The organism is Streptomyces sp. NBC_01275, from assembly GCF_026340655.1.
Lineage (GTDB): Bacteria > Actinomycetota > Actinomycetes > Streptomycetales > Streptomycetaceae > Streptomyces.
In genome coordinates, this window is the sequence record NZ_JAPEOZ010000001.1 from 3,903,405 (window position 1) to 3,930,378 (window position 26,974).

At 70.7% G+C, this 26,974-nt stretch carries 20 protein-coding genes, 1 tRNA gene, 1 pseudogene and 1 riboswitch; of the genes and pseudogenes, 6 read left to right on the plus strand and 16 right to left on the minus strand.

Annotated features, from left to right (window positions below; genetic code table 11):
- Window positions 1-58: 58 nt before the first annotated feature.
- A complete protein-coding gene (locus OG562_RS17060) occupies window positions 59-1,450 on the minus strand; it encodes a cystathionine beta-synthase (protein ID WP_266398474.1) in 1,392 nt (463 codons plus the stop codon).
- 150 nt (window positions 1,451-1,600) lie between these two features.
- Here OG562_RS17060 and OG562_RS17065 point away from each other — a divergent pair, with 150 nt between their 5' ends.
- The 3 genes from OG562_RS17065 to OG562_RS17075 all read left to right on the plus strand — a co-directional run bounded on the left by OG562_RS17065 (window position 1,601) and on the right by OG562_RS17075 (window position 5,177).
- Window positions 1,601-2,650 carry an SGNH/GDSL hydrolase family protein gene (locus OG562_RS17065; protein ID WP_266398476.1) on the plus strand — a complete coding sequence of 350 codons (1,050 nt, stop codon included), beginning with the start codon at window positions 1,601-1,603 and terminating at the stop codon, window positions 2,648-2,650.
- A gap of 173 nt (window positions 2,651-2,823) precedes the next feature.
- Window positions 2,824-4,044, plus strand: a complete 1,221-nt coding sequence (locus OG562_RS17070; RefSeq protein WP_266398478.1) for an acetyl-CoA C-acetyltransferase — start codon at window positions 2,824-2,826, stop codon at window positions 4,042-4,044.
- A 323-nt stretch (window positions 4,045-4,367) separates the two neighbouring features.
- Window positions 4,368-5,177 (plus strand): hypothetical protein, encoded by an 810-nt coding sequence (locus OG562_RS17075; RefSeq protein WP_266409324.1) that lies wholly within the window; start codon window positions 4,368-4,370, stop codon window positions 5,175-5,177.
- 73 nt (window positions 5,178-5,250) lie between these two features.
- On the opposite strand, the gene OG562_RS17080 is transcribed toward OG562_RS17075, so the two are convergent.
- Window positions 5,251-5,532, minus strand: a complete 282-nt coding sequence (locus tag OG562_RS17080; RefSeq protein WP_266409326.1) for a hypothetical protein — start codon at window positions 5,530-5,532, stop codon at window positions 5,251-5,253.
- A 134-nt stretch (window positions 5,533-5,666) separates the two neighbouring features.
- Here OG562_RS17080 and OG562_RS17085 point away from each other — a divergent pair, with 134 nt between their 5' ends.
- Window positions 5,667-5,894: a DUF4287 domain-containing protein gene (locus OG562_RS17085; protein ID WP_266398479.1), complete on the plus strand. Its 228-nt coding sequence runs from the start codon at window positions 5,667-5,669 to the stop codon at window positions 5,892-5,894.
- A 138-nt stretch (window positions 5,895-6,032) separates the two neighbouring features.
- On the opposite strand, the gene OG562_RS17090 is transcribed toward OG562_RS17085, so the two are convergent.
- From OG562_RS17090 to OG562_RS17100, 3 genes are all read right to left on the minus strand, one after another.
- On the minus strand, window positions 6,033-6,923 hold the full coding sequence (locus tag OG562_RS17090; protein WP_266398481.1) for a Bax inhibitor-1/YccA family protein: 891 nt from the start codon (window positions 6,921-6,923) through the stop codon (window positions 6,033-6,035).
- A gap of 201 nt (window positions 6,924-7,124) precedes the next feature.
- Window positions 7,125-8,309, minus strand: coding sequence for a 4-hydroxybenzoate 3-monooxygenase (locus OG562_RS17095; protein WP_266398482.1), 1,185 nt, complete (start codon window positions 8,307-8,309; stop codon window positions 7,125-7,127).
- Between the two features lie 187 nt (window positions 8,310-8,496).
- Window positions 8,497-8,579: transfer RNA gene (locus OG562_RS17100), tRNA-Leu, on the minus strand.
- Between the two features lie 458 nt (window positions 8,580-9,037).
- Between OG562_RS17100 and OG562_RS17105 the strand changes: the two genes are divergently transcribed.
- Entirely contained in the window at window positions 9,038-9,838 is an 801-nt protein-coding gene (locus tag OG562_RS17105; RefSeq protein ID WP_266398485.1) for an ABC transporter ATP-binding protein, read from the plus strand.
- A gap of 36 nt (window positions 9,839-9,874) precedes the next feature.
- Entirely contained in the window at window positions 9,875-12,403 is a 2,529-nt protein-coding gene (locus OG562_RS17110; protein WP_266398487.1) for an ABC transporter permease, read from the plus strand.
- A gap of 61 nt (window positions 12,404-12,464) precedes the next feature.
- Here OG562_RS17110 and OG562_RS17115 read toward each other — a convergent pair whose 3' ends face one another.
- The 11 genes and pseudogenes from OG562_RS17115 to OG562_RS17165 all read right to left on the minus strand — a co-directional run bounded on the left by OG562_RS17115 (window position 12,465) and on the right by OG562_RS17165 (window position 26,965).
- A complete protein-coding gene (locus OG562_RS17115; protein WP_266409328.1) occupies window positions 12,465-13,814 on the minus strand; it encodes a class I SAM-dependent methyltransferase in 1,350 nt (449 codons plus the stop codon).
- Window positions 13,815-14,057: 243 nt separating this feature from the next.
- Window positions 14,058-15,449: an NAD(P)/FAD-dependent oxidoreductase gene (locus tag OG562_RS17120; RefSeq protein ID WP_266398490.1), complete on the minus strand. Its 1,392-nt coding sequence runs from the start codon at window positions 15,447-15,449 to the stop codon at window positions 14,058-14,060.
- Between the two features lie 442 nt (window positions 15,450-15,891).
- Entirely contained in the window at window positions 15,892-16,848 is a 957-nt protein-coding gene (locus OG562_RS17125; RefSeq protein WP_266409330.1) for a Ppx/GppA phosphatase family protein, read from the minus strand.
- A gap of 153 nt (window positions 16,849-17,001) precedes the next feature.
- Window positions 17,002-17,454 (minus strand): annotated as a pseudogene (locus OG562_RS17130) (DUF501 domain-containing protein); the annotation flags it as partial.
- 118 nt (window positions 17,455-17,572) lie between these two features.
- On the minus strand, window positions 17,573-18,049 hold the full coding sequence (locus OG562_RS17135; RefSeq protein WP_266398493.1) for a septum formation initiator family protein: 477 nt from the start codon (window positions 18,047-18,049) through the stop codon (window positions 17,573-17,575).
- Window positions 18,050-18,183: 134 nt separating this feature from the next.
- The gene (eno, locus tag OG562_RS17140) at window positions 18,184-19,470 is read right to left on the minus strand and encodes a phosphopyruvate hydratase (RefSeq protein ID WP_266398495.1); all 1,287 of its coding nucleotides are present in this window, start codon (window positions 19,468-19,470) and stop codon (window positions 18,184-18,186) included.
- A 366-nt stretch (window positions 19,471-19,836) separates the two neighbouring features.
- A complete protein-coding gene (locus OG562_RS17145) occupies window positions 19,837-20,553 on the minus strand; it encodes a transglycosylase family protein (RefSeq protein WP_266398498.1) in 717 nt (238 codons plus the stop codon).
- 3 nt (window positions 20,554-20,556) lie between these two features.
- Window positions 20,557-20,776, minus strand: a riboswitch (cyclic di-AMP (ydaO/yuaA leader).
- 205 nt (window positions 20,777-20,981) lie between these two features.
- A complete protein-coding gene (locus OG562_RS17150; RefSeq protein ID WP_266398500.1) occupies window positions 20,982-22,070 on the minus strand; it encodes a transglycosylase family protein in 1,089 nt (362 codons plus the stop codon).
- 252 nt (window positions 22,071-22,322) lie between these two features.
- Complete coding sequence (locus OG562_RS17155; protein WP_266398502.1) at window positions 22,323-23,627, minus strand: cytochrome P450; 1,305 nt, start codon at window positions 23,625-23,627, stop codon at window positions 22,323-22,325.
- Window positions 23,624-25,903, minus strand: coding sequence for a tetratricopeptide repeat protein (locus OG562_RS17160; RefSeq protein WP_266398504.1), 2,280 nt, complete (start codon window positions 25,901-25,903; stop codon window positions 23,624-23,626). Before OG562_RS17160 ends, OG562_RS17155 begins: the two co-directional genes overlap by 4 nt.
- Window positions 25,904-25,945: 42 nt before the next feature.
- A complete protein-coding gene (locus OG562_RS17165) occupies window positions 25,946-26,965 on the minus strand; it encodes a nucleoside triphosphate pyrophosphohydrolase (protein WP_266398507.1) in 1,020 nt (339 codons plus the stop codon).
- Window positions 26,966-26,974 lie beyond the last annotated feature (9 nt).

The window sequence follows — 26,974 nt, forward strand, 5'->3', positions numbered from 1 at the left end:
AGTGGCCTCCGGGCCGGCCCCCGGCCCCGGCCCGTCGCCCGTCCCTCGTCTCCTTCGTCTACTTCGTCGCGCTCTTCGCCAGGAAGGCCAGCAGGTCCTGGCGGCTGACGACCCCGGTGGGCTTGCCCTCGACGAGGACGATCGCCGCGTCGGCGGTGCCGAGCACGGACATCAGGTCGGCGACCGGCTCACCGGAGCCGACCTGCGGCAGCGGGGAGGACATGTGCTTCTCCAGCGGGTCGGAGAGCGAGGCCCGCTGGGTGAACAGCGCGTCGAGCAGCTCCCGCTCCACGACCGACCCGACGACCTCGGCGGCCATGACGTCCGGGTGACCGGCGCCCGGCTTCACGATCGGCATCTGCGAGACGCCGTACTCGCGCAGCACCTCGATGGCCTCGCCGACGGTCTCGTCCGGGTGCATGTGGACGAGGGACGGGATGGCGCCGTGCTCCTTGTCGTTCAGGACGTCGGCGACGCGGGCGCTGGGGCCCTCGTCCTCCAGGAAGCCGTAGTCGGCCATCCACTCGTCGTTGAAGATCTTGCTGAGGTAGCCGCGCCCGCTGTCGGGGAGGAGGACGACGACGACGTCGTCCGGGCCGAGCCGCTCCGCGACCCGCAGCGCCGCCACGACGGCCATCCCGCAGGAGCCGCCCACCAGGAGGCCCTCCTCCTTGGCCAGCCGGCGGGTCATCTGGAAGGAGTCCTTGTCGGACACCGGGACGATCTCGTCGGCGACGTCCCGGTCGTAGGCGGTCGGCCAGAAGTCCTCGCCTACGCCCTCGACGAGATACGGCCGCCCGGACCCGCCGGAGTACACGGACCCCTCGGGGTCGGCGCCGACGACCTGCACGCGGCCCTCACTGGCGTCCTTCAGGTAGCGCCCGGTACCGGAGATGGTGCCGCCGGTGCCCACGCCCGCCACGAAGTGGGTGATCCGCCCCTCCGTCTGCTGCCACAGCTCGGGGCCGGTGGAGTGGTAGTGGGAGAGGGGGTTGTGGGGGTTGGAGTACTGGTCGGGCTTCCAGGCGCCCGGGGTCTCCCGCACCAGCCGGTCCGACACGTTGTAGTAGGAGTCCGGGTGCTCGGGGTCGACGGCGGTGGGGCACACGACGACCTCGGCGCCGTACGCGCGCAGCACGTTGATCTTGTCGGTGCTGACCTTGTCGGGGCACACGAAGATGCACTTGTACCCCTTCTGCTGCGCCACGATGGCGAGCCCGACCCCGGTGTTCCCGCTGGTCGGCTCGACGATCGTGCCGCCGGGCTGCAGCTCCCCGCTCTTCTCGGCGGCCTCGATCATGCGCAGGGCGATGCGGTCCTTCACGGAACCGCCCGGGTTGAAGTACTCCACCTTGGCCAGGACGGTCGCCTGGATGCCCTTGGTCACGCTGTTGAGCTTCACCAGCGGGGTGTTGCCGACGAGGCTGATCATCGAGTCGTGGAATTGCACCGTTGTCTCCGGTTGCTTGCAAAATCGGTGGTCTTAGTGGTCCCGCCAGCCTAAAGGCACGTCGACACGTTCACTCCTCGTCGAGATTGGGCGACGGTCCGTACGGGGCAAGGAGTGGTTGTACGGACACGAGGGAGGTGGCGTCGAGGCATGACGAGCATGTCGAGGGCGAGAGTGGCCCGGCGCATCGCGGCCGGCGCGGCCTACGGCGGCGGAGGCATCGGTCTGGCCGGTGCGGCCGTCGTGGGACTGCTGCTGGCGGAGGCGCAACTGGCCCGCCGCCATGTGAACGGCACCGGCGCGCATCCGCACGTCCCCCAGGCCGACGGCCACTACGGCCGCACGTACGTCGCGCCGGGCGCCCCCGCCCCGGAACCCCTGTACCTGGCCCTCCTGGGCGACTCCACGGCCGCCGGCCAGGGCGTCCAGCGCTCAGGACAGACCCCGGGCGCACTGCTCGCCTCCGGCCTGGCGGCGGTGGCGGAACGCCCTGTGGAACTCCGCAACGTGGCACTCCCCGGCGCCCAGTCCGACGACCTGGACCGCCAGGTCGCGCTGCTCGTGGGCGCCCCCGACCGGGCCCCCGACGTCTGCGTGATCATGATCGGCGCGAACGACGTCACCCACCGCATGCCCCCCACCCGCTCGGTCCGCCACCTGTCCGCGGCGGTACGACGGCTGCGCACGGCCGGCGCCGAGGTCGTCGTCGCCACCTGCCCCGACCTGGGCACGATCGAGCCGGTCCCGCAGCCCCTGCGCTGGCTGGCCCGCCGGGCCTCCCGCCAGCTGGCGGCCGCCCAGACCATCGGCACCGTCGAACAGGGCGGCCGCACGGTGTCCCTGGGCGACCTGCTCGGCCCCGAGTTCGAGGCGAACCCGCGCGAGCTGTTCGGCCCCGACCACTACCACCCCTCCGCGGAGGGCTACGCGACGGCCGCGATGGCCGTCCTGCCCACCGTCTGCGCGACCCTGGGCCTGTGGCCGGCCGAGGAGGAGCACCCGGACGCCGCCCGCCGCGAGGGCTTCCTCCCGGTCGCCCGAGCAGCGGCGGAGGCCGCGTCGGAGGCCGGCACGGAGGTCACGGCAGCCATGCCGACGGGACCTCGGGGCCCATGGGCCCTGCTGAAGCGAAGGCGCAGGCGGCGGGTCCCGGAGGCGGAACGGACGTCGGCGTCGCCGACCAGCCCGTCCGGCGTTTGAGGCCCCCCTGCCCACCCGCACGACTTCGACTCACCGCCGGAGGCCCAAGCAAGCGCTTAGAAAGTGCGGTCAGGGTCACACCACAACAACCGTGACCCAGACCATACGTACGGGTAACTTCCCAAAGAGCCAGCCGTACCCGTACGCACCCTCATCCCGCCACTGGAGCCGTGATGCCCGAAGCCGTCATCGTCTCGACCGCCCGCTCCCCCATCGGCCGCGCTTTCAAGGGCTCCCTGAAGGACCTGCGTCCGGACGACCTCACCGCCACGATCATCCAGGCCGCCCTCGCCAAGATCCCCGAGCTGGACCCGAGGGACATCGACGACCTGATGCTCGGCTGCGGCCTCCCCGGCGGCGAACAGGGCCACAACCTGGGCCGGATCGTGGCCGTACAGATGGGCATGGACCACCTCCCCGGCTGCACGATCACCCGTTACTGTTCCTCGTCCCTGCAGACCAGCCGCATGGCCCTGCACGCCATCAAGGCCGGCGAGGGCGACGTCTTCATCTCGGCCGGCGTCGAGTTGGTGTCCCGCTTCACGAAGGGCAACTCCGACAGCCTCCCCGACACGCACAACCCCCTCTTCGCGGAGGCGGAGGCCCGCACCGCGGCCGTCGCGGAGCAGGAGGGCACGACCTGGCACGACCCGCGCGAGGACGGTCTCGTCCCGGACGCCTACATCGCGATGGGCCAGACCGCCGAGAACCTGGCCCGCCTCAAGGGCGTGACCCGTCAGGACATGGACGAGTTCGGCGTCCGCTCCCAGAACCTCGCCGAGGAAGCCATCAAGAACGGCTTCTGGGAGCGCGAGATCACCCCGGTGACGCTCCCGGACGGCACGGTCGTCTCCCGGGACGACGGCCCGCGCGCCGGCGTCACCCTGGAAGGCGTCCAGGGCCTGAAGCCGGTCTTCCGCCCCGACGGCATGGTCACCGCCGGCAACTGCTGCCCGCTGAACGACGGCGCGGCCGCGGTCGTCGTCATGAGCGACACCAAGGCCCGCGAGCTGGGCCTCACCCCGCTCGCCCGGATCGTCTCCACCGGCGTCTCCGGCCTCTCCCCCGAGATCATGGGCCTCGGCCCGGTCGACGCGACCAACCAGGCCCTGCGCCGGGCCGGCCTGACGATCGACGACATCGACCTGGTCGAGATCAACGAGGCGTTCGCCGCGCAGGTGATCCCCTCCTACCGCGACCTGAACATCCCGCTGGAGAAGCTGAACGTCAACGGCGGCGCGATCGCCGTGGGCCACCCCTTCGGCATGACGGGCGCCCGCATCACCGGCACGCTCATCAACTCCCTCCAGTTCCACGACAAGCAGTTCGGCCTGGAGACGATGTGCGTGGGCGGCGGGCAGGGCATGGCGATGGTCATCGAGCGCCTCAGCTGAGCGCTTCGAAGCCCCGAACAGACCCCTGACGGACACCTTGCGGACCCCTGCGTAACCGTTTCGGCACCTGCCGTGACCGATCGGCCCGAAGTTCGGGAAGCCCCTGGACTCCGGGCCGTTTTGTGATCCAATCTCCCCCAGGATGTGACCTATCTCCCTCGGAGGAGGGATTTACGCAGCTCAGCGCTATTCGGCACCCACCCCCGGGCCCAAAGTCCTGCCCGTTTCGTGACGTTACGCACTGACAGCTGGATAGTCCGCCCTTCAAGCTGATGTAGGAAGTCGGGGGTCGACTTTGAACCGGGAGTACGTCAGTGAGCGCCATGCCGATCGCGTTGCTGGTCACCACGGCCGCCACGGGCGCCGTGGGCGTCGCCGTCCTGCGCACCCTCTTGCAGCTGCGCAAGCAGGTCGCCGCCCTGCACGTCCAGCTCGCCGAGACCGCCGCGAGCGCGGCCGCCGAGATGCGCGGCTTCGTTCCGGCCGCCCGCACGACCGCCGACACCGCTGAGATACGCGCTGCCGTGGCCGAGGCGCTCGCCGAGGAGCGGGAGCGGGAGCTTGCCGAGGCGCGCGCGTTCTGGGCCGCCCAGGAGGCCCGTGACGCCTCTGACGCCCCCTCGCTGCTGGGCCTGCCGGACAGCGAGCTGTTCCTGCCCCGCCAGGCCGACTTCGTGGGCCTGGAGCCGCTGGAGCCGGTGACCGAGCACCCCGCGGACATCGACGAGTTCACGGCGGGCGGTCCCTTCGCGGGCGAGTCCCCGGAACTGGCCGCGGCCCGCCGCCGCCACCCCTCGCACCCGGACTTCGTCCCGGTCCAGTCGCCCGTCGTCAACGACCACGAGCGCACGGTGACCGCCCTCGAGGAACTGGCCGCGTCCCAGATCGAGCTGACCGACGTCCGCCCGGGCCCGCTGGGCACCCTCGACGTCTACGTCTTCGCCGACGGCACCACCCTGTGCATGACCCCGGGCCACCGGGAGACGGCGGAACGCCTGTCCGCCGCACTGGCCGCGGGCGAGACCCCGTTCCTGCTGGGCGGCTCGGGCATCTCGGGCGCGTACACCCTGACGTTCGCGTGCGGCGAGGACAACGTGTACATCCTGGCGGACCGGGTCATAGCGAGTCTGTAGCGCAAGCCGAGGGCGCCCACGCGTCCGAGGAGCAAGCCGAGGGCTCCCACGCCTCCGAGGGCCGCAGGGGTGGTCAGACCCCCGCCCTCTTCTGCGCCTCCTCCACCAGGGCCAGCGCCCGCGCCACCTCGTCCTCACTCGTCAGCACGAGCGCCACATCATGCACGGCGACCGTGATCTGATCCGCGGCGGCGAACATCCCCGCGTCGGGCATCTCGCGGGGCTCGCCCGAAGGGTCCTCGACGGACTGCGCCCACCGGGCCAACTCCCGTGCCAGCCCCAGCGCCTCGGCGGCGGCCCCCCGCTGCAGGCGGGACTGCGGCGCCGCCCGCAAGCGGTCGGCGAAGTGATCCACGGCCCGGGTCAGTCGCGTCGTATCAACCACCCCGCGAGAGTACGCGCCCCGGCAGGACTGTTGCCAACGGGCGAACACTCAGGCACGGTGACCTGAAGGACCGGCTTACATCCCCTTTGCGTTCGGAGGCGCCGATGTCCCATGTCCTCTCCGAGGAGACCCACCGCAACATTCTCGCCCGCATCCCCCATTGCACCGGTCGTGAAGTAGCCGACTGGCTGCGGACCGTCGAGGAAGGCCCCGCTCTCCGCTTCGAGGAGAGGGTGAGTTGGCTCCGGCACGAGTACGACCTCGCGTACGGGCACGCCAAGGCGATCATCCACGAGTACGACCTGAGGAGGGCCGCGCGCAAACTGCTCTAGCGCGCCCGCCGGACGACACCGCACCGGACCAGACGAGACCAGACGAGACCAGACATGACGAAGGGCCCCGGGACCGAAGTCCCGGGGCCCTTCCGTCACAGGCGGCCGATCCGGATCAGCCGCCGTCGCTCACGACCGTCAGTCGCTGTTGAGGATGGACAGGAGTCGCAGGAACTCCATGTAGATCCACACCAGCGTCAGCGTGAGGCCGAAGGCGGCGAACCAGGCCTCCTCGCGCGGGGCGCCGTACGTGATGCCGTCCTCGACCTGCTTGAAGTCCAGCGCCAGGAAGCACGCGCCGAGCAGGATGCCGATGACGCCGAACACGATGCCGAGCGGACCGCTGCGGAAGCCGAGGCCGTCGCCGCCGCCGAAGACGGTGAACAGCAGGTTCACGGCCATCAGCAGGACGAAGCCGAGCGCCGCGGCCATCACGAAGCCGTAGAAGCGACGGTTGACGCGGATCCAGCCCGCCTTGTACGCCACGAGCACGCCGGCGAAGACCGCCATCGTGCCCATCACGGCCTGGGCGACCACGCCGTCCGCGATGTACGTGGACACCGCCGACGAGATCACGCCGAGGAAGACGCCCTCGAACGCGGCGTACGACAGGATCAGCGCGGGGGCCGGGCGCCGCTTGAAGGACTGGACGAACGCCAGCACCATCGCGACCAGACCGGCGGCGACGCCGATGCCGTACGACTTGTTGAGGTTGGCCTCGTCGACGGGCAGCAGCAGCCACGACAGCACCGCGGTGACGACCACGGTGCCGAGCGTGGTCGCGGTGCGCGCGACGACGTCGTCCATGGTCATACGACCGGTGGTGGCCGGGGCCTGGGGCGGTGCGCCCTGCTGAAGGCCTTGCTGGGCGTAGGGGTTCTGCGCGTAGGGATTGCCGGCCGGCTGGGCGTAGGGGTTGCCCTGCGTGCCGACAGCGGGACCCCCGGCCTGCGGCGCGGCGTTGAAGCCCGCGTAGCCGTTGTCGCGGCTGAACCCCCGTCGCGAGAAGACCGGGTTTCTGCTCCTCATTGCACTCCTCCATGGCCACACTGCGCGGCCTTGGCATCAGGGTAATAGGTAGGCAAAGGATTGACCCTAGTGCTTGGGGAGGATCTTTCCCTCGTCGTGCTGCGCAACACGCTACGCGGCGTCGTGATTCCCGGTACAGGAGGGCCTCGTTCATGACCAACCTGCGACATGTCCGGAACCGCGCGGAGACCGGCCGGTCGATCACCCGAACGGGAAGCCGGTGTACCCCTCGGCCAGATCGGTCTCCGCGGCCCGCGAGGAGGCGATCCGCTCCAGCCGGGCCAGCTGCATCCGGTCCTCGAAGGGAGTGGCGTCGGGGGCGCGGTGCAGCAGGGTCGTCATGTCGTAGGAGAACCGCTCCGCCTGCCAGACGCGGCGCAGACAGGTGGCCGAGTAGGCGTCGAGCAGCTCCGCCGACCCGGTCTCCTTCTCGTACGTCAGCGCCCTCGCGAAGGTGACGACGTCGCCGACGGCCAGGTTCAGGCCCTTGGCTCCGGTCGGCGGCACGATGTGGGCGGCGTCCCCGGCGAGGAAGAGCCGGCCGTGCCGCATGGGCTCGTGGACGTAGGAGCGCATCGGGGTGACGGACTTCTGGGTGATCGGCCCGCGCTCCAGCGTCCACTCGTCGCCGGTCTCGAAGCGCCGCTCCAGCTCGTCCCAGATCTCGTCGTCGCTCCACTCCCCGGCGTCCGTGCCCTCGGGCACCTGGAGGTAGAGACGGGAGACGGCCGGGGAGCGCATGGAGAGCAGGGCGAAGCCACGGTCGTGGCGGGCGTAGACGAGCTCGTCGTGCGAGGGCGGCACATCGGCGAGGACCCCGAGCCAGCCGAAGGGGTACGTCCGCTCGAAGACCCGGGTCACCTCCTCGGGGATCGCCTGCCGCGCGACTCCCCAGAACCCGTCGCACCCGACGACGTACTCGCACTCGAGAACGTCCTCGACGCCTCCGTGCCGGAAGCGCACCCGCGGACCGTCCCCCGCCTCCCCTTCCGCTCCCTCGACCGCGAGCGCCTCCGCCTCGAAGAGCAGCGGCCCGCCCTCCTTCAGCTGGAGGGCGATGAGGTCCTTGCACACCTCGGTCTGGGCGTAGACCGTCACCGACCGCCCGCCGGTGAGGGCGGGGAAGTCGACGCGGTGGCGCTTCTTCGCGAACCGCAGCTCGATGCCGTCGTGCCGCAGCCCCTCCCGCTCCATCCGCTCCCCGGCCCCGGCCGCCCGCAGCACGTCCGCCGTCCCCTGCTCCAGAATCCCGGCCCGCTGCCGCTGCTCGACGTAGTCCCGGTCGCGGCTCTCCAGGACGACCGAGTCGATCCCGGCGTTGTGCAGCAGACGAGCGAGCAGCAGACCGGCGGGGCCGGCGCCGATGATGCCGACGGTGGTGCGCATCGGGCGTTCCCTTCACATGGATGTTCGCGGGGCGTTCGCAGGGCGTTCGCACGTTGTTCGCGTGGTGAAGTTTTTTTCACCATCACTTGACGCGAGTCTGCGCCCGCGTTCATCCCGTGTCAACGGTCATGGGGTCGGGCGGTCAACGCCTCGATGAAGGATGCAGGGATCGCCGAAGGGCGGGAGGTGCCCGGAACCGGACTTGAACCGGTACGCCCGCGAGGGGCAGCGAGGTTTAAGCTCGCCGTGTCTGCATTCCACCATCCGGGCAGGCCATGGGCTCCGCATCGAGGTTCCGAGCCTATCGGGGCGCGCCCCTCGAACAGCGGCACAGTGGACCGATGTTGTCTTATTTTATTGACGCCTGAGGGTGCATCAGCACCTGGAACTGGCCATCCGCACTTGCCAGTAGCCTCTCGGGCGAGCGGCGCCCGTGTATGCGGAATGACGGAATTTCACCGCCCGAACGAGGGTGCTCCACCGGTTCTTGACTGACGGTCCGTCGGAACGAGGTGGGTCGGGGGCCTGCGCGGGGGCAGGGGCGGGCCAGGGACGGGTGTCATCCCCAGGTATGACACGGCGGCCCGTGGTCCGACCGGAGTCTGCCTTCGGAACCGGAACAGCGGCTGACTACACGGCCGTATGCGGACGAGACGATGGTTCGACGATGCCCAGCCCGTCCAGTCCTTGCCGTCAGTCATGCCGCCGTCCCGACAGGAGCCCCCTCCGTGACCACCAGCCCCCTCGCCGACCGGACCACCGCCGTGGCCGCACGTGCCGCGGAACTGTCGAAGATCTACGGACAGGGTGAGACCCAGGTCGTCGCCCTGGACCGGGTCTCGGTCGACTTCCGGCAGGCCGAGTTCACCGCGATCATGGGCCCCTCCGGGTCCGGCAAGTCCACGCTGATGCACTGCGTGGCGGGCCTCGACTCCTTCTCCTCCGGCTCCGTGCGCATCGGCGACACCGAGCTGGGCTCCCTGAAGGACCGTCAACTCACCAAGCTGCGCCGGGACAAGATCGGGTTCATCTTCCAGGCGTTCAACCTGCTGCCGACGCTGACGGCCCTGGAGAACATCACCCTCCCGATGGACATCGCGGGCCGTAAGCCCGACAAGGAGTGGCTGGACAACGTCATCCGGATGGTCGGCCTCGCCGACCGGCTCGGCCACCGCCCCTCGCAGCTCTCCGGCGGCCAGCAGCAGCGCGTCGCCGTCGCCCGCGCCCTGGCCTCCCGGCCGGACATCGTCTTCGGCGACGAGCCGACCGGAAACCTCGACTCGCGCTCGGGCGCCGAGGTGCTGGGCTTCCTGCGCAACTCCGTACGGGAGATGGGGCAGACGGTGGTGATGGTGACCCACGACCCGGTGGCCGCGGCGTACGCGGACCGGGTGGTGTTCCTCGCAGACGGGCGGATCGTCGACGAGGTGTACGGGCCGACGGCCGACTCGGTGCTCGACCGGATGCGGCGTATTTCTGGGGGGAACCCCCAGACCCCCGAGTTCGACGCCAAGGGCCGGACCAGCTGACCGCCTCCGACACCACTCAGGACTGAGAAAGACACCATGTTCCGTACCGCCTTGCGCAATGTGCTCGCGCACAAGGCCCGGCTCCTGATGACCGTGCTCGCCGTGATGCTCGGCGTGGCCTTCGTGTCGGGGACCCTGGTCTTCACCAACACCATCTCCGAGGCCTACCAGAAGAGCTCCGCCCGGGGCTTCGACCAGGTCGACGTCGCCGTGAGCGCCGAGCTCCAGGAGGACACCGGCGATTCGATAGGCAGGACGCCCGAGCTGACCCAGGCGCTGTTGGAGAAGAGCGCGAAGGTCCCGGGCGCCGCCTCCGCGCTCGGCGTCGTGAGCGGCTTCACCGCCATCGCCGACCAGGACGGCAAGCTAGTCGGCGGCGGCTTCCAGTCCCGGGGCGGCAACTACTGGGGGACCGAGGACGCCCGGTATCCGCTGGTCAGCGGGCACGCGCCGAGCGGCAAGGGCGAGGTCCTGATCGACGCGAAGACCGCCGAACGGGCCGGCTACCAGGTCGGCGACACCGTACGGCTCTCGGTCGACGGGCCCGTGCTCACCCCGAAGATCACCGGGATCTTCACCACCGACGACGGCAACGTCGCCGCCGGCGGCAGCCTCGCCCTGTTCGACACGGCGACCGCGCAGCAGCTCTTCGGCAAGCCGGGAACGTACGACGAGATCGACGTCAAGGCCGCGGCCGGCACCTCGCAGAGCGCGCTGAAGGCGGCGCTGGACGCGGCCCTGCCGAAGGAGACCGTCGAGACCACCACCGGCAAGCAACTCGCCGACGACCAGGCGAAGTCGATCGCCTCGTCGATGAGCGGGCTGAAGCAGGGACTGCTGGTCTTCGCCGGGATCGCGCTGTTCGTCGGCACGTTCATCATCGCCAACACCTTCACCATGCTGGTCGCCCAGCGCACCAAGGAGCTCGCGCTGCTGCGGGCCGTGGGCGCCTCGCGCCGGCAGGTCACCCGGTCGGTGCTGCTCGAGGCGTTCGTGGTCGGCACGGTGGCCGGCGCGACGGGTCTGCTGGCCGGCATCGGCATCGGCGCCGGGCTGCGCACGCTGATGGGCGCGCTCGGGGCGACCGTCCCGGACGGGCCGCTGATCATCTCGCCCAGCACGATCGCGGCCGCCCTCGGCGTCGGCGTCGTCATCACCATGCTGGCCGCGTGGCTGCCCGGCCGCCGGGCCGCGAAGATCCCGCCGGTCGCCGCGATGAGCAGCGTGCACGCCGCCGCGACCACCAGGTCGCTGGTCCTGCGCAACACGCTGGGCGCGCTGTTCTCGGCGGCGGGCGTCGCCGTGATCCTGGCCGCGACGTCGATGGACGGCAGCGACGGTCAGGCCCCGATGGGCCTCGGCGCGGTGCTTCTCATCATCGGCGTGTTCATCCTGACCCCGCTGCTGTCCCGCCCGCTCATCGCGGCCGCGGCGCCCCTTCTGCGGGTCTTCGGGGTGTCCGGCAAGCTGGCCCGGCAGAACTCGGTGCGCAACCCGCGCCGTACGGCGGCCACCGCCTCCGCGCTGATGATCGGCCTCACCCTGATCACCGGCATGACGGTGATGGCGGGCAGCCTGCAGAAGGCGATCGACAAGATGGCCTCGTCCGCGATCAGCGCCGACTACGTGGTGTCGATGGCGAACGGCAACTCCCTCTCCCCCGACGTCGACGCCAAGCTGAAGGCCACCGACGGGGTGACCGTCACCAGCCCGCTGCGCAACGCCCCCGCGCGCATCGACGACACGACCGAGTACCTCACCGGCGTCACCGGCTCCGCGATCGCGAAGCTGACCGACCTCAAGGTCGACGACGGACGCTTCGAGGTGGGCGGCGCCCAGGTCGTCGTGGACGACGACACCGCAAAGTCCCATGGCTGGAAGGCCGGTTCGAGCTTCACGGTCGCCTACGAGGACGGCGCGAAGCAGAAGCTGACCGTCGCCGGGATGTACGAGGGCAACCAGCTGATCCAGGGCATCATGCTCGACAACTCCGCCCTCGCCCCGCACCAGGACGACCCGACCGACATGCAGGTCATGGTCAAGACGTCCGGCGGCGCGACGGACGCGACGAAGGACCGGCTGGAGAAGGCCCTCGGCTCCAACCCGGCCATCAAGGTGCAGAGCAAGCAGGACCTCTCCGACGACATCGCGCAGATGTTCACGCTGATGCTGAACATGCTCTACGGGCTGCTCGCGATGGCCGTGATCGTCGCGGTGCTCGGGGTCGTCAACACCCTGGCGATGTCCGTCTTCGAACGCTCCCAGGAGATCGGCATGCTGCGCGCCATCGGCCTGGACCGGCGTTCGGTGAAGCGGATGGTCCGGCTGGAGTCGCTGGTGATCTCCCTGTTCGGCGCCGTGCTCGGCCTCGGTCTGGGCGTGTTCTTCGGCTGGGCGGCCGGCCAACTGATCGGCGCGAGCATGCCGACGTACGAACTCGTCCTGCCGTGGGCCCGGATGGCGCTCTTCCTGCTGCTGGCGGCCGGAGTGGGCGTGCTGGCGGCGCTGTGGCCGGCCCGGCGGGCGGCCCGGCTGAACATGCTGGCGGCGATCAAGTCGGAGTAGCGGCAGTGCGGTCGGGGCCCCGTCGCGCGGTGCGGCGGGGCCCCTTTCCGTCTGTCCCCCGTCAGTTCCAGGTGCGGGCGCGCAGGGGCATTCCGGAGGCGCCGGAGTCGGGGGTGCGGACCGCGAGGACCTGGTTGACGCCGATGCTGTTGCGTTCGAAGGCGAGGGCGGAGGCGGCCATGTAGAGGCGCCAGACGCGGGCGCGGCCGGGGCTGGTGAGCCGTACCGCGTGCGCCCAGCCGGCCTCCAGGCGGGCGACCCAGCGGCGCAGGGTGAGGGCGTAGTGCTCGCGGATCGACTCGACGTCGCGGACCTCGAAGCCGGCCCGTTCGAGCTGGGTGACCGTGCTGCCGAGGGGGGCGAGCTCGCCGTCCGGGAAGACGTAGGCGTCGATGAACTCGTCGACGTGGTAGGCGGTTTCGTCGCGTTCGGGGCGGCGGGCGATCTGGTGGTTGAGCAGCCGGCCGCCCGGCTCGAGGAGCGCGAACAGGGCGGCGGCGTACTCCAGGTATCTCTCGGCGCCGACGTGTTCCGCCATGCCGATGGAGGAGATCGCGTCGAACGGGCCGTCGGTGACGTCGCGGTAGTCCTGGACGCGGATCTCGATCCGGTCGGTGAGTCCGGCGTCGGCGACGCGCTTACGGGCGTAGGCCGCCTGTTCGTGGGAGAGGGTGATCCCCAGGACGCTCACGCCGTGCTCGCGGGCCGCGTGGATCGCCAGGGAGCCCCAGCCGCAGCCGACGTCCAGCAGCCGCTGACCGGGCGTCAGGGCGAGTTTGCGGCAGACGAGTTCGAGCTTGTCGCGCTGGGCGGTCTCGAGGGCGGCGTCGGAGGCGGCGCCGGCAGTCATGTCGGAGGCGGCGTCGGAGGTGGTGTCCGAGGCGGCGTCGAGGTCCGGCCAGTAGGCGCAGGAGTAGACCATGGACGGGCCGAGGACGATCTCGTAGAAGTCGTTCCCCACGTCGTAGTGGTGGCTGATGGCGCGGCGGTCGCTGCGGCGGGTGTGGAGGTGGCCGGTGCGGCGGGTCTCCTCGCGGGGCGGGGCGGGCGGCAGCGGGGGTCCGGCGAGCCTCAGCAGCCCGCGGGCGGCCTCGCGGAACTGGGGGTCGCGCAGGGCCTGGGCGAGGGTACGGGCGTCCTCCCCGCGCTCCCAGACGAGGCCGGAGAGCAGGTCGAGCGCGGTGTAGAGGTCGCCCTCGATCTCCAGGTCGCCGGCCACCCAGGCACGGGCCAGGCCCAGCTCCCCGGGCTTGAACAGCAGACGGCGCAGGCCTCTGCGGTTGCGTACGACCAGGATGGGCGCGTCGGGCGGGCCTGCCTGCGAACCGTCCCAGGCGCGGACGCGCACGGGGAGGGAGGATCCCAGCAACTGTTCGGCAAGGGCATGGAGCCGCGGCGCGGCGTCGACCATGGTGCACACCTCCGTGACGGTGATCCCGGAATGTCCTGACACCACGTAAACACCTGACGGGCCGCACCACAGTCCCCCACACACGTTACATCTGGGCAAACCCCGCTCGGCGGTCCCCGCCGAGGTCACACGACCGAAGAGGCCGCCCGCACCACGGATGGCGGACGGCCCCTTCGGGGGTGTTTCAGTGACCGGAGGTCGGGTGACCGAGGGTCGGGCGACCGGAGGTCGGGTGACCGGGGTTCAGGAGGCCTTGGCCTTCTCGCCCTCCGGCTTGACCGCGGTCGCGGCCGGAGCCGGGGCCGGCTTCGCGGCCTCGTAGAACTCCTCGCGCGGGGACTCCAGCGCGCCGAGGGCGACGACCTCGCGCTTGAGGAACATGCCGAGGGTCCAGTCGGCGACGACGCGGATCTTGCGGTTCCAGGTCGGCATCGCCATGCCGTGGTAGCCGCGGTGCATGTACCACGCCAGGCGGCCCTTGACCTTGATCTTCATCTTGCCCATGACGATCATCGCGACGCCCTTGTGCAGGCCGAGGCCCGCCACCGCACCCTTGTTGGCGTGCGAGTACGGCTGCTGCGGGAAACCGCGCATACCGGAGATCACGTTGTCGCCGAGGACCTTGGCCTGACGCAGCGCGTGCTGGGCGTTCGGCGGGCACCAGGCGTTCTCGACGCCGGCCTTGCGGGCGGCGACGTCGGGGACCTGGGCGTTGTCGCCGGCGGCCCAGATGTAGTCGGTGCCGGTGACCTGGAGGGTCGGCTGGGCGTCCACGTGGCCGCGGGGGCCGAGCGGGAGGCCGTAGCGGGCCAGGACCGGGTTCGGCTTGACGCCGGCCGTCCAGACGATCGTGCTGGAGTCGACCTCGAGTCCGTTCTTCAGCACCACGTGGCCGTCGACGCAGGAGTCCATCGAGGTGGAGAGGTAGATCTCCACGCCGCGGCTCTCCAGGTGCTCCTTGCCGTACTGGCCGAGCTTGGGGCCGACCTCGGGAAGGATCTTGTCAGCGGCGTCGACCAGGATGAAGCGCATGTCCTCGCGGGACACCGTCTTGTAGTACTTGGCCGCGTCGCGGGCCATGTCCTCGACCTCGCCGATGGTCTCCGCGCCGGCGAAGCCGCCGCCGACGAAGACGAAGGTGAGCGCCTTGCGGCGGATCTCCTCGTCGGTGGTGGAGTCGGCCTTGTCGAGCTGCTCGAGAACGTGGTTGCGCAGGCCGATGGCCTCCTCGACGCCCTTCATGCCGATGCCCTGCTCGGCGAGGCCGGGGATCGGGAAGGTGCGGGAGACCGCGCCGAGCGCGATGACCAGGTAGTCGAAGGGCAGCTCGTACGCCTCGCCGACCAGCGGGGCGATCGTGGCGACCTTGCGGTCCTGATCGATGGTGGTGACCCGGCCGGTGAGGACCTCCGCCTTGGGCAGCACGCGTCGCAGCGGGACGACGACATGGCGCGGGGAGATGTTGCCGGCGGCGGTTTCGGGGAGGAAGGGCTGGTAGGTCATGTACGACCGGGGGTCGACGACCGTGACGGTCGCCTCGCCGTAGCGCATCTTCTTGAGAATGCGCCGAGCTGCGTACAGGCCTACGTACCCACCGCCTACTACGAGGATCCTGGGACGCTCCGTGGTGCTCATGGGATCGAGTATCCACCCGCCTCAGGGGGGTCGCTCGTGCGCCCCTTCACAAGCTTCTTGAGGGGGTGTGCTATTCTCCGCGGCTCGCGTGATCCACATCATGATCCAGAGCGGGAACCAGGGTGTCGGGCGGGGCGTTGTCAATGCCGCGTGAGCTGCCTCTCCGGGCTGAAAGCGCCTCCGTGAGCCCCTGGAAACACCTCCTCGCACCACCCCCGCGCAACGTCCGCCCGCGTCTCTTTTGAACACGTTCACAGGGGTGTTGGACCCCCGGAAGGGCCAACGGGAGGGTCTGTGTCATCCGACAGGGCCGAAATCCTTGTGAAGAACTTCACGAAGTTTCCCGACGGAGTGTCGCGGAGGGGCCCGCGAAGGCCCCTCCAGTGTGCTCAAACGCGCATCCGGCCTGCTCAGCAGAGTGCGGACGCGCCGGTTCCGGGGCCTAGGCCACCGACCACGCGATGCCGTCGAGGATGTCGTGCTCGCTCACGACGACCTCGTCCGCGCCGATCCGTTCCATGATCGAGAGAAGGACCAGCGCGCCCGCCGCGATCACGTCCACCCGGCCCGGGTGCATCGACGGGATCGCCGCGCGCTCGGCGTGGGTGGAGCGCAGCAGCCGTTCGGTGATCTCGCGAACCTGTTCGAGGGAGACGCGGGAGTGATGGATGGCCTCCGTGTCGTACTCGGGAAGCTCCTGCGCGATGGCCGACACCGTGGTGACGGAACCGGCCAGCCCGACCAGCGTGCGCGCCTCGCCCAGCGGGACCGTCTGCTCCGCCAGGTGGAGGGCCGCCTCGATGTCGGCGCGCATCGCCGCGATCTGCTCCGCGGCGGGCGGGTCGGCGACCTTCCCGTCCACGACCAGGTGCCGTTCGGTCATCCGCACACAGCCGACGTCGACCGAGCGGGCGGCCCGCACCTGCTCGTCGCCGACGACGAACTCCGTCGAGCCGCCGCCGATGTCGACCACCAGGTAGGGCTTCACCAGGTCCTCGCGGCCCTTGAGCTCCTTGGTCGCGCCCGTGAAGGAGAACGCGGCCTCCTCCTCGCCGGTGATGACCTCGGGCTCCACGCCCAGGATGTCCAGCACCCCGCGCACGAACTCGTCCCGGTTCTCGGCGTCCCGGGAGGCCGACGTGGCCACGAACCGCACCTTCTCGACGCGCAGTTCCCGGATCGCCTCCGCGTACTCCCGGCACGCGGCGAACGTCCGCTCCAGCGCCTCGGGGGCCAGCCGGCCGGTCCGGTCCACGTCCTGGCCGAGCCGCACGATCGTCATACGCCGGTCGAGTTCGCGCAGCTCGCCCGTGGCCGGGTTCACGTCGGCGACGAGCAGCCGGATGGAGTTCGTACCGCAGTCGACGGCGGCGACGCGGCTGAAGCCGGGCTCGAGCAGAGGGACGTACGAGACGAAGGTGCTGCGGATCGCGGTGGGATCGGAGACCGTGTCCTCCTCGACGGGCAGCCCGTCCGCCGGGTCGGGCGCCTCCAGCCGCTGCACGCACGGACCCTTGCGCCACCACTCCGGCAGCATCGCGAGCGCCTCGTCGCCCAGCGGGTTGACGCCCGGTCCCGCGGCCAGCGAGTGGCCCACCAGCACGTGCAGGCACTTCACCCGGTCCGGCATGCCGCCCGCGCTCGGGAAGCCCTCGAGCACCTCGATCGCGTCACGGCGCGCGAGGTAGTCCTCGTGCGCGGCGCGGTAGGCCGCGGCCAGCTCCGGGTCGGTCTGCAGCCGCTCCGTCATCTCCTTCATGACGCCGTTCGCCTCGAGGGTGCCGATCGCCGAGGCGGCGCGCGGGCACGTCAGGTAGTACGTCGTCGGGAAGGGCGTGCCGTCGGGCAGCCTCGGCGCGGTCTCCACGACGTCCGGCTGACCGCACGGGCAGCGGTGGGCGATCGCGCGCAGCCCGCGCGGCGGACGTCCGAGCTGCTGCTTGAAGGCCTCGACGTCGGCGTCGGTGGGCTCGGTGCGCGGAGTGGGCGGCGGAGGCGTTTCCATGGCTGTGTTCAGACTGTCTTTCTGTCGGTCAGTTCACTGATCGGGGCACAAGTTGGGGCACTGGAGAAGGCGCTGGGCCGGGGCGCTGGGCCGGGCGCCGATCGGGCCGCTGGGCGGATCAGCGGCCGGAGGCGTCGGACTTGTCGACTCCGTCCCAGACGTTCGCGTACCAGGGGCGGTCGGCCGCTCCGAGATCGGCGCGGGCCTGCTTGGCCGCGTCCGGGTCGATCACGACGTAGCCCGTCTCCCCCGGCATCACATAGTGCAGCCGCTGGCGGATCTGCTGCTCGGCGTACGCGTCGTCCTGCCAGCGCGCCTTGAGGTCGCGCAGCTGCTCGACGCGATCGCTGGCCTGCTGCTTCTCGCGCTCCAGAGCAGCGATCTCGGCGCGCTGGGAGACGTACTGGCGCATGGGGTAGGCCAGCGCCACGATGAGCGTGCACACGACGAGGGCCAGCAGCGCCGCGCGGCCGGTGAGCCGGGAGCGGCGGGCCTGACGCTTGGTCTGGGAGCGGTAGACGCGGGCCGCGGTCTGCTCCCCGAGCAGCTTGATCCTCGTCGCGGTGGAGAACCGGTCCCGGTCCTTCACGGCCATGTCCCCGCCTCCCGTTCACGCGCGTACGTCCCCGCACACGGTACGGGACCGAGTACGAGGACGTACGTACGACGCTGCCTACGCGGGCTATACGGCGGTGAGGCGCAGGCTCAGGCCTTGGCTCAGGCCTTGGCTCAGGCCTTGAAGCGGGGGAACGCGCTGCGGCCGGCGTACACCGCGGCGTCGTCGAGGATCTCCTCGATGCGCAGCAGCTGGTTGTACTTGGCGACGCGGTCCGAGCGGGCCGGGGCGCCGGTCTTGATCTGACCGCAGTTCACCGCGACGGCGAGGTCGGCGATGGTGACGTCCTCGGTCTCGCCGGAGCGGTGGGACATCATGCACTTGAAGCCGTTGCGCTGGGCCATCTCGACGGCGTCCAGGGTCTCGGTCAGCGAGCCGATCTGGTTGACCTTGACGAGCAGGGCGTTCGCGGAGCCCTCCTCGATGCCGCGGGCCAGGCGCTCGGGGTTGGTGACGAAGAGGTCGTCGCCGACGATCTGGACCTTGTCGCCGATGCGGTCGGTGATGACCTTCCAGCCGGCCCAGTCGTCCTCGTACAGCGGGTCCTCGATGGAGACGAGCGGGTACGCGGAGACGAGCTCCTCGTAGTACTCCGTCATCTCGGCGGCCGAGCGGGACTTGCCCTCGAACTCGTACTTGCCGTCCTTGTAGAACTCGGACGCGGCGACGTCGAGCGCGAGCGCGATCTGCTCGCCGGGGATGTAGCCGGCCTGCTTGATGGCCTCGACGATGAGGTCGAGGGCGGCGCGGTTGGACTCCAGGTTCGGGGCGAAGCCGCCCTCGTCGCCCAGGCCGGTGGACAGGCCCTTGGTCTTCAGCACCTTCTTGAGGGTGTGGTAGACCTCGGCGCCCCAGCGCAGGGCCTCGGAGAAGGACTCCGCGCCGATCGGGGCGATCATGAACTCCTGGATGTCCACGTTGGAGTCGGCGTGCGAGCCGCCGTTCAGGATGTTCATCATCGGAACGGGCAGCAGGTGCGCGTTCGGACCGCCGAGGTAGCGGAAGAGGGGCAGGTCGCTGGCCTCGGAGGCGGCGTGGGCCACGGCGAGCGAGACGCCGAGGATGGCGTTGGCGCCGAGGGAGCCCTTGTTGTCGGTGGCGTCCAGGTCGAACATGGCCTGGTCAATCAGACGCTGCTCGGTGGCGTCGTAGCCGACGAGCTCCGGGCCGATCTGCTCGATGACGGCGAGGACGGCCTTCTCGACACCCTTGCCGCCGTAACGGTTGGGGTCACCGTCGCGCAGCTCGATGGCCTCGAAGGCGCCCGTGGAGGCGCCGGACGGAACGGCGGCACGACCCGTGCTGCCGTCGTCGAGGCCGACCTCGACCTCGACCGTGGGGTTGCCTCGGGAGTCCAGGATTTCCCGGGCTACGACGACGTCGATGGACGGCACGAGCATCTCCTTCTTGGGATGTGACGCTGAGAGTGCGGGGCGCGCAGGCCGTGATGAGCCCTTGCTGATGCCTTGCGACTAGAGCCTAACCGCCTCGGGGGCATCGACCACCGACCGACCGCCCCGTGGACTACGTCAGACCGTACCTATTGTTTCCGGCCGGAACAAAGGGGGAGCGACGAACAGGCAAAGAAAACCCCGCTCCGGTGCGTACGGGGGAATGCGCACCGGAGCGGGGAGCCCGTGGGGACGGGGGGGTGACCCTCACGAGGTCTTCAGTGTGTCGACCTCGGCTGTGAGGGTGCTGTGGTCTCACTGGGAGCCAGGTGTCACCTGGGGCCAGGTCGCCGGCCAGAGGTCACCGGCCAGAGGTCACTTCAGGTGCAGCTGCTGGCCCGGGTAGATGAGGTCGGCGTCCTCGACGATGTCCTTGTTCAGCTGGAACAGCTTCTGCCAGCCGCCCTTGACCTTGTGCTTCTCGGCGATGGAGCTGAGGGTGTCGCCCTTGACGACCTTGTACTCGCCGTCGCCCTTCTTGACCTTCTTGCCGGTCGGCGTGCTGACCGTCTTGGACGCGGCCGGGCGGTCGGTCGAGCGGGAGGTGCTCGGCTGCTCGGTGGAGCGGGTGGTGGTGGAGCTGCCCGAGGAGCTGGAGCCGGAGGAGCTGGAGCCGGTGCCGCTGCTCGACGAGCCCGAGGAGCTGCTGCCGTTGTAGGCGGCGCCGGACAGGCCGGTGCCGCAGACCGGCCAGGCGCCCTTGCCCTGGCCCGCGAGGACCTTCTCGCCGATGGCTATCTGCTGGGACTTGCTGGCCTGGTTGGCCTGGGCGGCGTACTGGGTGCCGCCGTACGCGGCCCAGGTGGAGGCGGAGAACTGCAGGCCGCCGTAGTAGCCGTTGCCGGTGTTGATGGACCAGTTGCCGCCGGACTCGCACTGGGCGACGGCGTCCCACTCGGAGGCGGTGGCGGCGGAGGCGCTGCCGGCCGCCATCAGCGGGGCGGCGATGGCGACGCCGGTGACGCCGGCGAGCGCGGCGACACGGGTGGCCCTGGAGGGACGGCGGTGCTTGCCCTTGGCGGAAAACAGCATGGTGGATCCCCTCACCGACGCCTGCGAGGTGAGCTGTCGGGTTCGGGCCGTGTGAGTTGCCCGGCCACTCCTCCATGGCAGTCCTGCGTGGCAGTCCTGCAGTCCATGGGAGGCGTGGCTCCACCCCTAGCCGACTCCGGCAGTCGGTTCCCCGAAGGGCCTCAACCGCCGGACCCGGCGCTTACCTTGGGTCCCCCGCTCCTGCCTACGGCGCTTGACGCGACGACTGTTCCCGGATGGCCGCTGGCAGGATTCGGCGTTGCGACGGCCGGGGCTCGGGTTGCCGAGCGGTCCTGACCGTAGACACGCGATCGACGGAATATCAAAGACGATCAGGGCTTCTGAGACTCATCCCACACTTTCACCAAACCGGACATTCGGCGCGAAGCGTGACGTGAACTCCCGCTGTTTTTCTAGGGATTTCTACCCTATTCAACCCCTGTGTCAAGGGTCTGACCGGCGACGATGTCGCTCGGGTCGGCGCCGATGCGATCCCGGTTCTCGGCGTACAGCGCACGCCACCCGCCGTCGAGGTCAAGGGAGTCGGCGATGGAGGCGAGGGAGTCGCCCTCCTGGACGACATAGGTCGCGGCGGCGTGCCGACCGGTGGAGGCGGTCGCGGGACCGTCGGAGACGCCCGCCGTCGCGTCTCCGGCCGCGCTCTCGTCGGCGGTGTCGCCGCGATGGCGACCGGAGCCGGTGTCGAGAGTGTCGGCGCCGAGAGTGCCGACGTCGAGCGTGCCGGTGTCGACGAGACTCCAAGAGCCCGCATCCTGCGCCGACTTGTCCGAGTCGTCCGAGTCGCCCGCCTCGGGGGTCTTTGTGGACGAACTGCCGGAGTCCTGCGAGTCGCCCTGCCCGCCGGAAGCGTCGGAGCCGGTGGAGTCGTCCGAAGCGGAGGAGGAAGGGGACGAAGAGGACGAAGAGGACGAACTCGATGAATCACCGGACGAGTCGGATGAGTCGGATGAATCCGTCGAACCCGTCGAACCGCTGTCGGCGTCGGAGGAGCCCGAGGAACTCGATGAACCGGAAGAACCGGACGAGCCGGACAACCCCCTGGACAGGTCGGACAATCCAGAAGACGAAGAGGAGTCGGACGAGTCGCCCGCCACCCCGGTGTCCACGTTCAGCGCGCCGGACTCCTTGGTGAGCCCGGTCGTCAGCCCACAGGTGGGCCACGCGCCGACGCCCTCGTCCGCGAGCAGCTTCTGCGCCACGGCGATCTGCTGGTTACGGCTGGCGAGGTCGGGGCTCGACGCGTAGTCGAGTCCGCCGTACGTCTCCCAGTCGTCCTGGGAGAGATGCAGGCCGCCGAAGTAGCCGTCGCCCTTGTCTGCGCTCCAGGAACCCCCGGTCTCGCACTGGGCCACCTTGTCCCACACCGTGCCGTCGGCGGCGCTCGCGCCGGAGGCGGCGAGCAGCGGGATGGCGATGGCGGTGCCGGTCACTCCGGCCGCCACGAGGAGGGCCGGGGCCTGACGGGGGCGACGGTGACGACCGTTCCCGGAGAGCATGCGAGGGCCTTTCTCTGGACAGCAGTGACCGGCGCGGGGGGTGAGGCTGAGGGTCCGCGCTTGACGAGTGAACGTATCGGCAGACGATCACTTGTCACAAGTTAATGCCGCGCAGATCACGTGAAGATCACAGACTTGAGGGTCGGTCACCTTTACTCCGCCGAACGGTCACACTCCGGCTGACACACGGTCATACTCCGGCCGACGCCCGATCGGACAACGGTCGGTCGCCTGGCCGGGCAGGTCGGTCGCTCAGTCGGGCAGCGGTCGGTCACGGACCGGAGTGAACTCCACGGGCAGGGTGCGCAGTCCCCGCATGATGAGCCCGCCGCGCCATCTCAAGTCGGCCGGGTCCACGGCGAGTCGGAGATCCGGCAGGCGGGTGAGCAGGGTGGCCAGGGCGGTCTGGCCCTCCAGCCGGGCCAGGGGCGCGCCCAGGCAGTAGTGGATGCCGTGGCCGTAGCCGAGGTGCTGGTTGTCCCGGCGGGAGAGGTCGAGGGTGTCCGGGTCGGCGAAACGGGCGGGGTCCCGGTCGGCGGCGGCGAGGACGACGAGGACGGGGTCGCCGGGCGCGATGTCCTGACCGCCGACGCTGAGCGGCTCGGTGGCGAACCGCCAGGTGGCCAGCTCGACGGGACCGTCGTAGCGCAGCAGCTCCTCGACGCCGGTCTCCAGGAGGGTGCGGTCGCCGGCGTCCTCGATGAGGGAGCGCTGGAGGCGGTCGCGCTGCTCGGGGTGGGCGAGGAGGGCGTAGGTGCCGTTGCCGATCAGGTTCACGGTCGTCTCGAAGCCGGCGAACAGCAGGATGAAGGCCATGGCGGCGGCCTCGTTCTCGGTGAGGTGCTCGCCGTGGTCGGAGGCGCGGATCAGACCGGAGATGAGGTCCTCGCCGGGGGCGGGGTCGGCGGGCAGCTCCGCGCGCTTGCGGTGGATGAGCTCCAGGAGATAGCCGCGCATCTTCTTCACCGACCGCGCGACACCGCCGCGCGGGCCGCCGCCGTGCCGGATCATCATCCCCGCCCAGTCGCGGAAGTCGTCCTGGTCCTCGCGCGGGACGCCGAGGAGGTCGCAGATCGCGTAGATGGGAAGAGGGAAGGCGAAGTCGTGGATGAGGTCGGCCTCGCCCTTCGCCGCGAACTGGTCGATGAGGTGGTCGGTGAGCTCCTGTACCCGGGGCGCGAACTCGGCCACGCGGCGAGGCGTGAACGCCTTGCTGACGAGCCGTCGCAGGCGGGTGTGGTCCGGCGGGTCGATGTTCAGCAGATGCGTCGTCAACTCGGCCTTGCGCTCACCCGGGATGCCGGTCTTGCCCTTGGCGTGGGCGGGCTCGTCGTGATGCGCGGGGTTCTTGCTGAGCCGCTGGTCGGCGAGCGCCTGCTTGGCGTCCGCGTACCGCGTGACCAGCCAGGCCTCCACCCCGCTGGGCAGCGTGGTGCGGTGCACGGGCGCGTGCTCACGGAGCCAGGCGTAGGCGGGGTAGGGGTCGGTGGCGAAGTCCCAGGTGAAGAGGGTGGGGGCGGGCGGGGTGTCGGTCGGGGGGTGAGGCTGGTTGGTCACTCGTCGACGGTAGCCGGGTTCTCCCCGAGGCCCTTCTCGGCCAGGGCCTTCTTGGCGGCGGGGTGCCCCATGTCGGCGGCTTTGCGATACCAGAGGGCGGCTTCGGCGGGGTTGTTCTGCTTGTCGAGGAGGAGGGCAAGGCGGTAGGGGGCGTAGGAGTCTCCTTGGGCGTGGCCCTTCTCATACTCCTTGCGGGCCTCCTCCAGGAGCCCCGTCTTCTCCAATACGACGGCGAGGTGCGTGGCGTCCAGCGGGCCGTCGTCGCTCTGGTAGTAGTCGGCCGCGTCGTCCAGGGTCTGACGCGGCGCCCGGCTGTCGGCCAGCAGGCGAGCGGCCCGCTTGTCGCCCGCGGCGGCGGCCCGGATCAGCAGGACCTCGGCGATCTCCTCCTCGTTGCGCAGCAGGAAGTACACGGCGGCACTCCGGGCGATCGGGGCGTGCCCCTGCATCTCCGCGCCCATGTAATAACGCGACGCCTCGCTCAGATCGCCCCGCCCGAGCAGCAGGTCGCCCAGCTGGTGTGCCGCCGCCGGGTCACCGCCGCTCGCGGCCCAGCGCAGCCACTGCTCGGCCAGCGCCTGATGCGCCTCGCCGACCAGCCTCGTCGCGGGACCGTCCGGTCTCCGCGCCGCCGCCGCCCGCAGATACGGCAGCGCCTCCTCCGCCGCGCCCCGCCCCAGGAGCTGCTCGCCCACCTGTTCGGCCAGCTCCGCCTTCCCGGCGTCGACGGCCTTGCGCAGCCAGTCCAGCGCCGTGCCCTCGTTCTCGGAGAGCAGGCTCAGCATGTGCATCGCCTCGGCGTCGCCGTCCTCCGCCCTGGCCGAGAAGACGGTGTGGGCGGTCGCCCGGACATTGAGGCGGACCCCGGTGTCGTACCGCGTCCCCTCCAACGCACAGCGCCAGACGGAGAACGGGACCGCCTTCGGACGCTCCCGCCCCGCGTCGACGACCAGCGAGCCGTACGGCCGCCAGGTCTCCTCGCTCTCCCCCACCCGACGCACCGCCCCGGGCACCAGCATCCCGGTCACCCCGTGCCGCCGTTCGGCGGCCCAGTCGAGCGCCTCCTGGAACGACTCCCGCTCCGGCTGCCGCGCCGGCCCCGGAGACTCGTAACACCGGCACACCTCCTCCAGCAGCTGCCGGGGGACGTCCCCGGTGACCCCACAGCGAGCGAGGTCCGTCGCGGCCCGGACCACCAGATGTCCGTGCGGGTGACGGCTGTTGGAGAGACCGGCGCGGAACCACCGCTCCCAGAGCTCCGCGCCGATACCCAGGTACTGCGTGACGCCGGTGTCGCCGCACCACTCCCGCGCCTCGTCGAGCAGGGGATCGTGCAGGTCGGCCAGCCTGCCCAGCTCCTGCTCGCTCCACCGGGAACTCACCCGCTCCGACCGTGCCAGGGTCAGCAGACGGGACGCGGGCCCGCCCCCGAAGCGGTGCGCGTCGTACGCCTTGTCGCTCATCGTGCCCACCACCGGGACGCCCAGCCCGGTCAGCTCGGCCAGCAGGCCCCGGGTCAGCCCGTGCTCACCGAGGTGGTCCTCCAAGTCGTCCAGCCACAGCACATACGCCTCGTCCCGGTCGCGCAGCAGCGCCGGAAGTCCGCGGAGGTCCGCGCCGGGGGTCGGCGCGTACACGCGGGCCTGGGGGTCGACGTCCCGGAGCACGGCGGCCCAGGCCGTCCTCGACTTTCCGGTGAACGGTCCACCGGTGATCACCCGCAGCCCGTCCCGCCCGACCCAGCCCCGCAGACTCTCGTCGACGTCACGCGGGACGTACGGCGGCAGCCCGAGGTCGGTGGAACGTCGCCGAGTGGGCCGGACGCCGAGGTTGACGAGGTCGGCCTCCCCGACCGTGGGCCAACGGTCGGGGTCGGTCAGGAGGACGCCGGCGGGGAGGGAAGCGTAGGTGTTGTTGGTCTGGTGGCCCACGACGGGTCCGTTGTAGACACCGTGACGGAAGTCGACGTGGTCGCCCGGAGTGGGACCAGGGGCCGGGGCGGGAAGCACGTACGACGAGAAGAGGGCGATCAGCTGCCGGAACTCCTCGACCGCCGTGCGATTCGAGATCTCCAACACGGCCACGAAGTAGCTGGCCGGGAAGCTGCTTCCGACCTCGCGGAACTCGACGATCGGTTCACCCGGCCGACTGTTCACGTGCCGTTCGAACCACCCGCTGAACGCCTCGTGGATCTCATCCCGCTTCTGCGACCGCAGCCCGACCCGAAACACCTCCTCGCTCCAGGCCGCCAGCTCCTCCAGCTCCCGCCGCTCCATACAGGCCCCCGCACCCCGCAACCAGCTCAGGAGCCCACCGTACTAATCCCCCACCCCCTCGACACCCCTAATCGCGTCCCGATAGGCCCGGGCCGCCGCCCGCAGCGCGGCCTCCGGATCCACGCCCTCCGCCTCCGCCCGCGCCGCCATCGCCAGCAGCTCGTAGCCGATGCCCTCGGCGGCCGGGAGCGGCACCTCCAGGCCGGCCGTGCGCACCCGGGAGGCCAGCTTCGTCGCCAGGGCGAGGCCGGGCTGGCCGAGGGGGACGCCGTCCGTGACCGACTCCCGGCGCTTCTCCACGGCCTTGGTGCGCAGCCAGTGCGCCTTGACCTCCTCCGGGGTGGTGGCCGTCTCGTCGCCGAAGACGTGCGGGTGGCGGTGGATGAGCTTGGTGACGATGCCGCCGGCGACGTCGTCGATGGAGAACGGCTCAGCTCCGTCCTCAGGACGGCCTTCCTCCGCGATACGGGCGTGGAAGACGACCTGGAGCAGGACGTCGCCCAGTTCCTCGCGGAGCTCGTCGCGGTCGCCGTCCTCGATCGCCTCGACGAGCTCGTACGCCTCCTCGATGCCGTACTTGGCCAGGCCCTTGTGGGTCTGCTGGGACGACCACGGACACTCGAGCCGGATGCGGTCCATGACCTGGACGAGGTCGAGGAGGCGGGCTCCGGGGAGGTCGTAGGAGGCGGGGAGGAGCTCCAGCTCCGGCATGGCGACGCGGCCGGAGCCGGCGAGGCGGGAGAGGCCGTCGGTGAGGGCCGGTTCGCCCTCGCCGGTCGCCACGACCACCACCGTGCGGCCGCCGGCGCAGGCGGTGAGCAGGTCCTCGGCGGTCGGGGAGGACTCGTCGACGGTTATGCCCGCCTCCCGCAGATAGGGCAGCTGCGGGTGCGTGCCGTCGGCGCACAGCACGCGGTCGGCCGTGCGCAGCGCCTGCCAGGCGGGCCAGGACAGCAGGCCGGGGGCGACGCGGTGGCTGGTGGTGAGCAGGACGACGCGGCCGGGGGCAGCGTCTTCGGGCGCGCTGTCGGGGGCCGCCGCGGCGGAGCTGGATGCGTTCACACCTCGAAC

Bases quoted from the DNA above. Each gene is read 5' to 3' on its own strand.
- OG562_RS17115 (WP_266409328.1), bottom strand. From the start codon at position 13,814: ATGGTCGACGCCGCGCCGCGGCTCCATGCCCTTGCCGAACAGTTGCTG.
- OG562_RS17075 (WP_266409324.1), top strand. From the start codon at position 4,368: ATGCCGATCGCGTTGCTGGTCACCACGGCCGCCACGGGCGCCGTGGGC.
- OG562_RS17095 (WP_266398482.1), bottom strand. From the start codon at position 8,309: ATGCGCACCACCGTCGGCATCATCGGCGCCGGCCCCGCCGGTCTGCTG.
- OG562_RS17135 (WP_266398493.1), bottom strand. From the start codon at position 18,049: ATGGCCGTGAAGGACCGGGACCGGTTCTCCACCGCGACGAGGATCAAG.
- OG562_RS17160 (WP_266398504.1), bottom strand. From the start codon at position 25,903: ATGGAGCGGCGGGAGCTGGAGGAGCTGGCGGCCTGGAGCGAGGAGGTG.
- eno (WP_266398495.1), bottom strand. From the start codon at position 19,470: ATGCTCGTGCCGTCCATCGACGTCGTCGTAGCCCGGGAAATCCTGGAC.
- OG562_RS17085 (WP_266398479.1), top strand. From the start codon at position 5,667: ATGTCCCATGTCCTCTCCGAGGAGACCCACCGCAACATTCTCGCCCGC.
- OG562_RS17145 (WP_266398498.1), bottom strand. From the start codon at position 20,553: ATGCTGTTTTCCGCCAAGGGCAAGCACCGCCGTCCCTCCAGGGCCACC.
- OG562_RS17070 (WP_266398478.1), top strand. From the start codon at position 2,824: ATGCCCGAAGCCGTCATCGTCTCGACCGCCCGCTCCCCCATCGGCCGC.
- OG562_RS17090 (WP_266398481.1), bottom strand. From the start codon at position 6,923: ATGAGGAGCAGAAACCCGGTCTTCTCGCGACGGGGGTTCAGCCGCGAC.
- OG562_RS17065 (WP_266398476.1), top strand. From the start codon at position 1,601: ATGACGAGCATGTCGAGGGCGAGAGTGGCCCGGCGCATCGCGGCCGGC.
- OG562_RS17110 (WP_266398487.1), top strand. From the start codon at position 9,875: ATGTTCCGTACCGCCTTGCGCAATGTGCTCGCGCACAAGGCCCGGCTC.
- OG562_RS17120 (WP_266398490.1), bottom strand. From the start codon at position 15,449: ATGAGCACCACGGAGCGTCCCAGGATCCTCGTAGTAGGCGGTGGGTAC.
- OG562_RS17150 (WP_266398500.1), bottom strand. From the start codon at position 22,070: ATGCTCTCCGGGAACGGTCGTCACCGTCGCCCCCGTCAGGCCCCGGCC.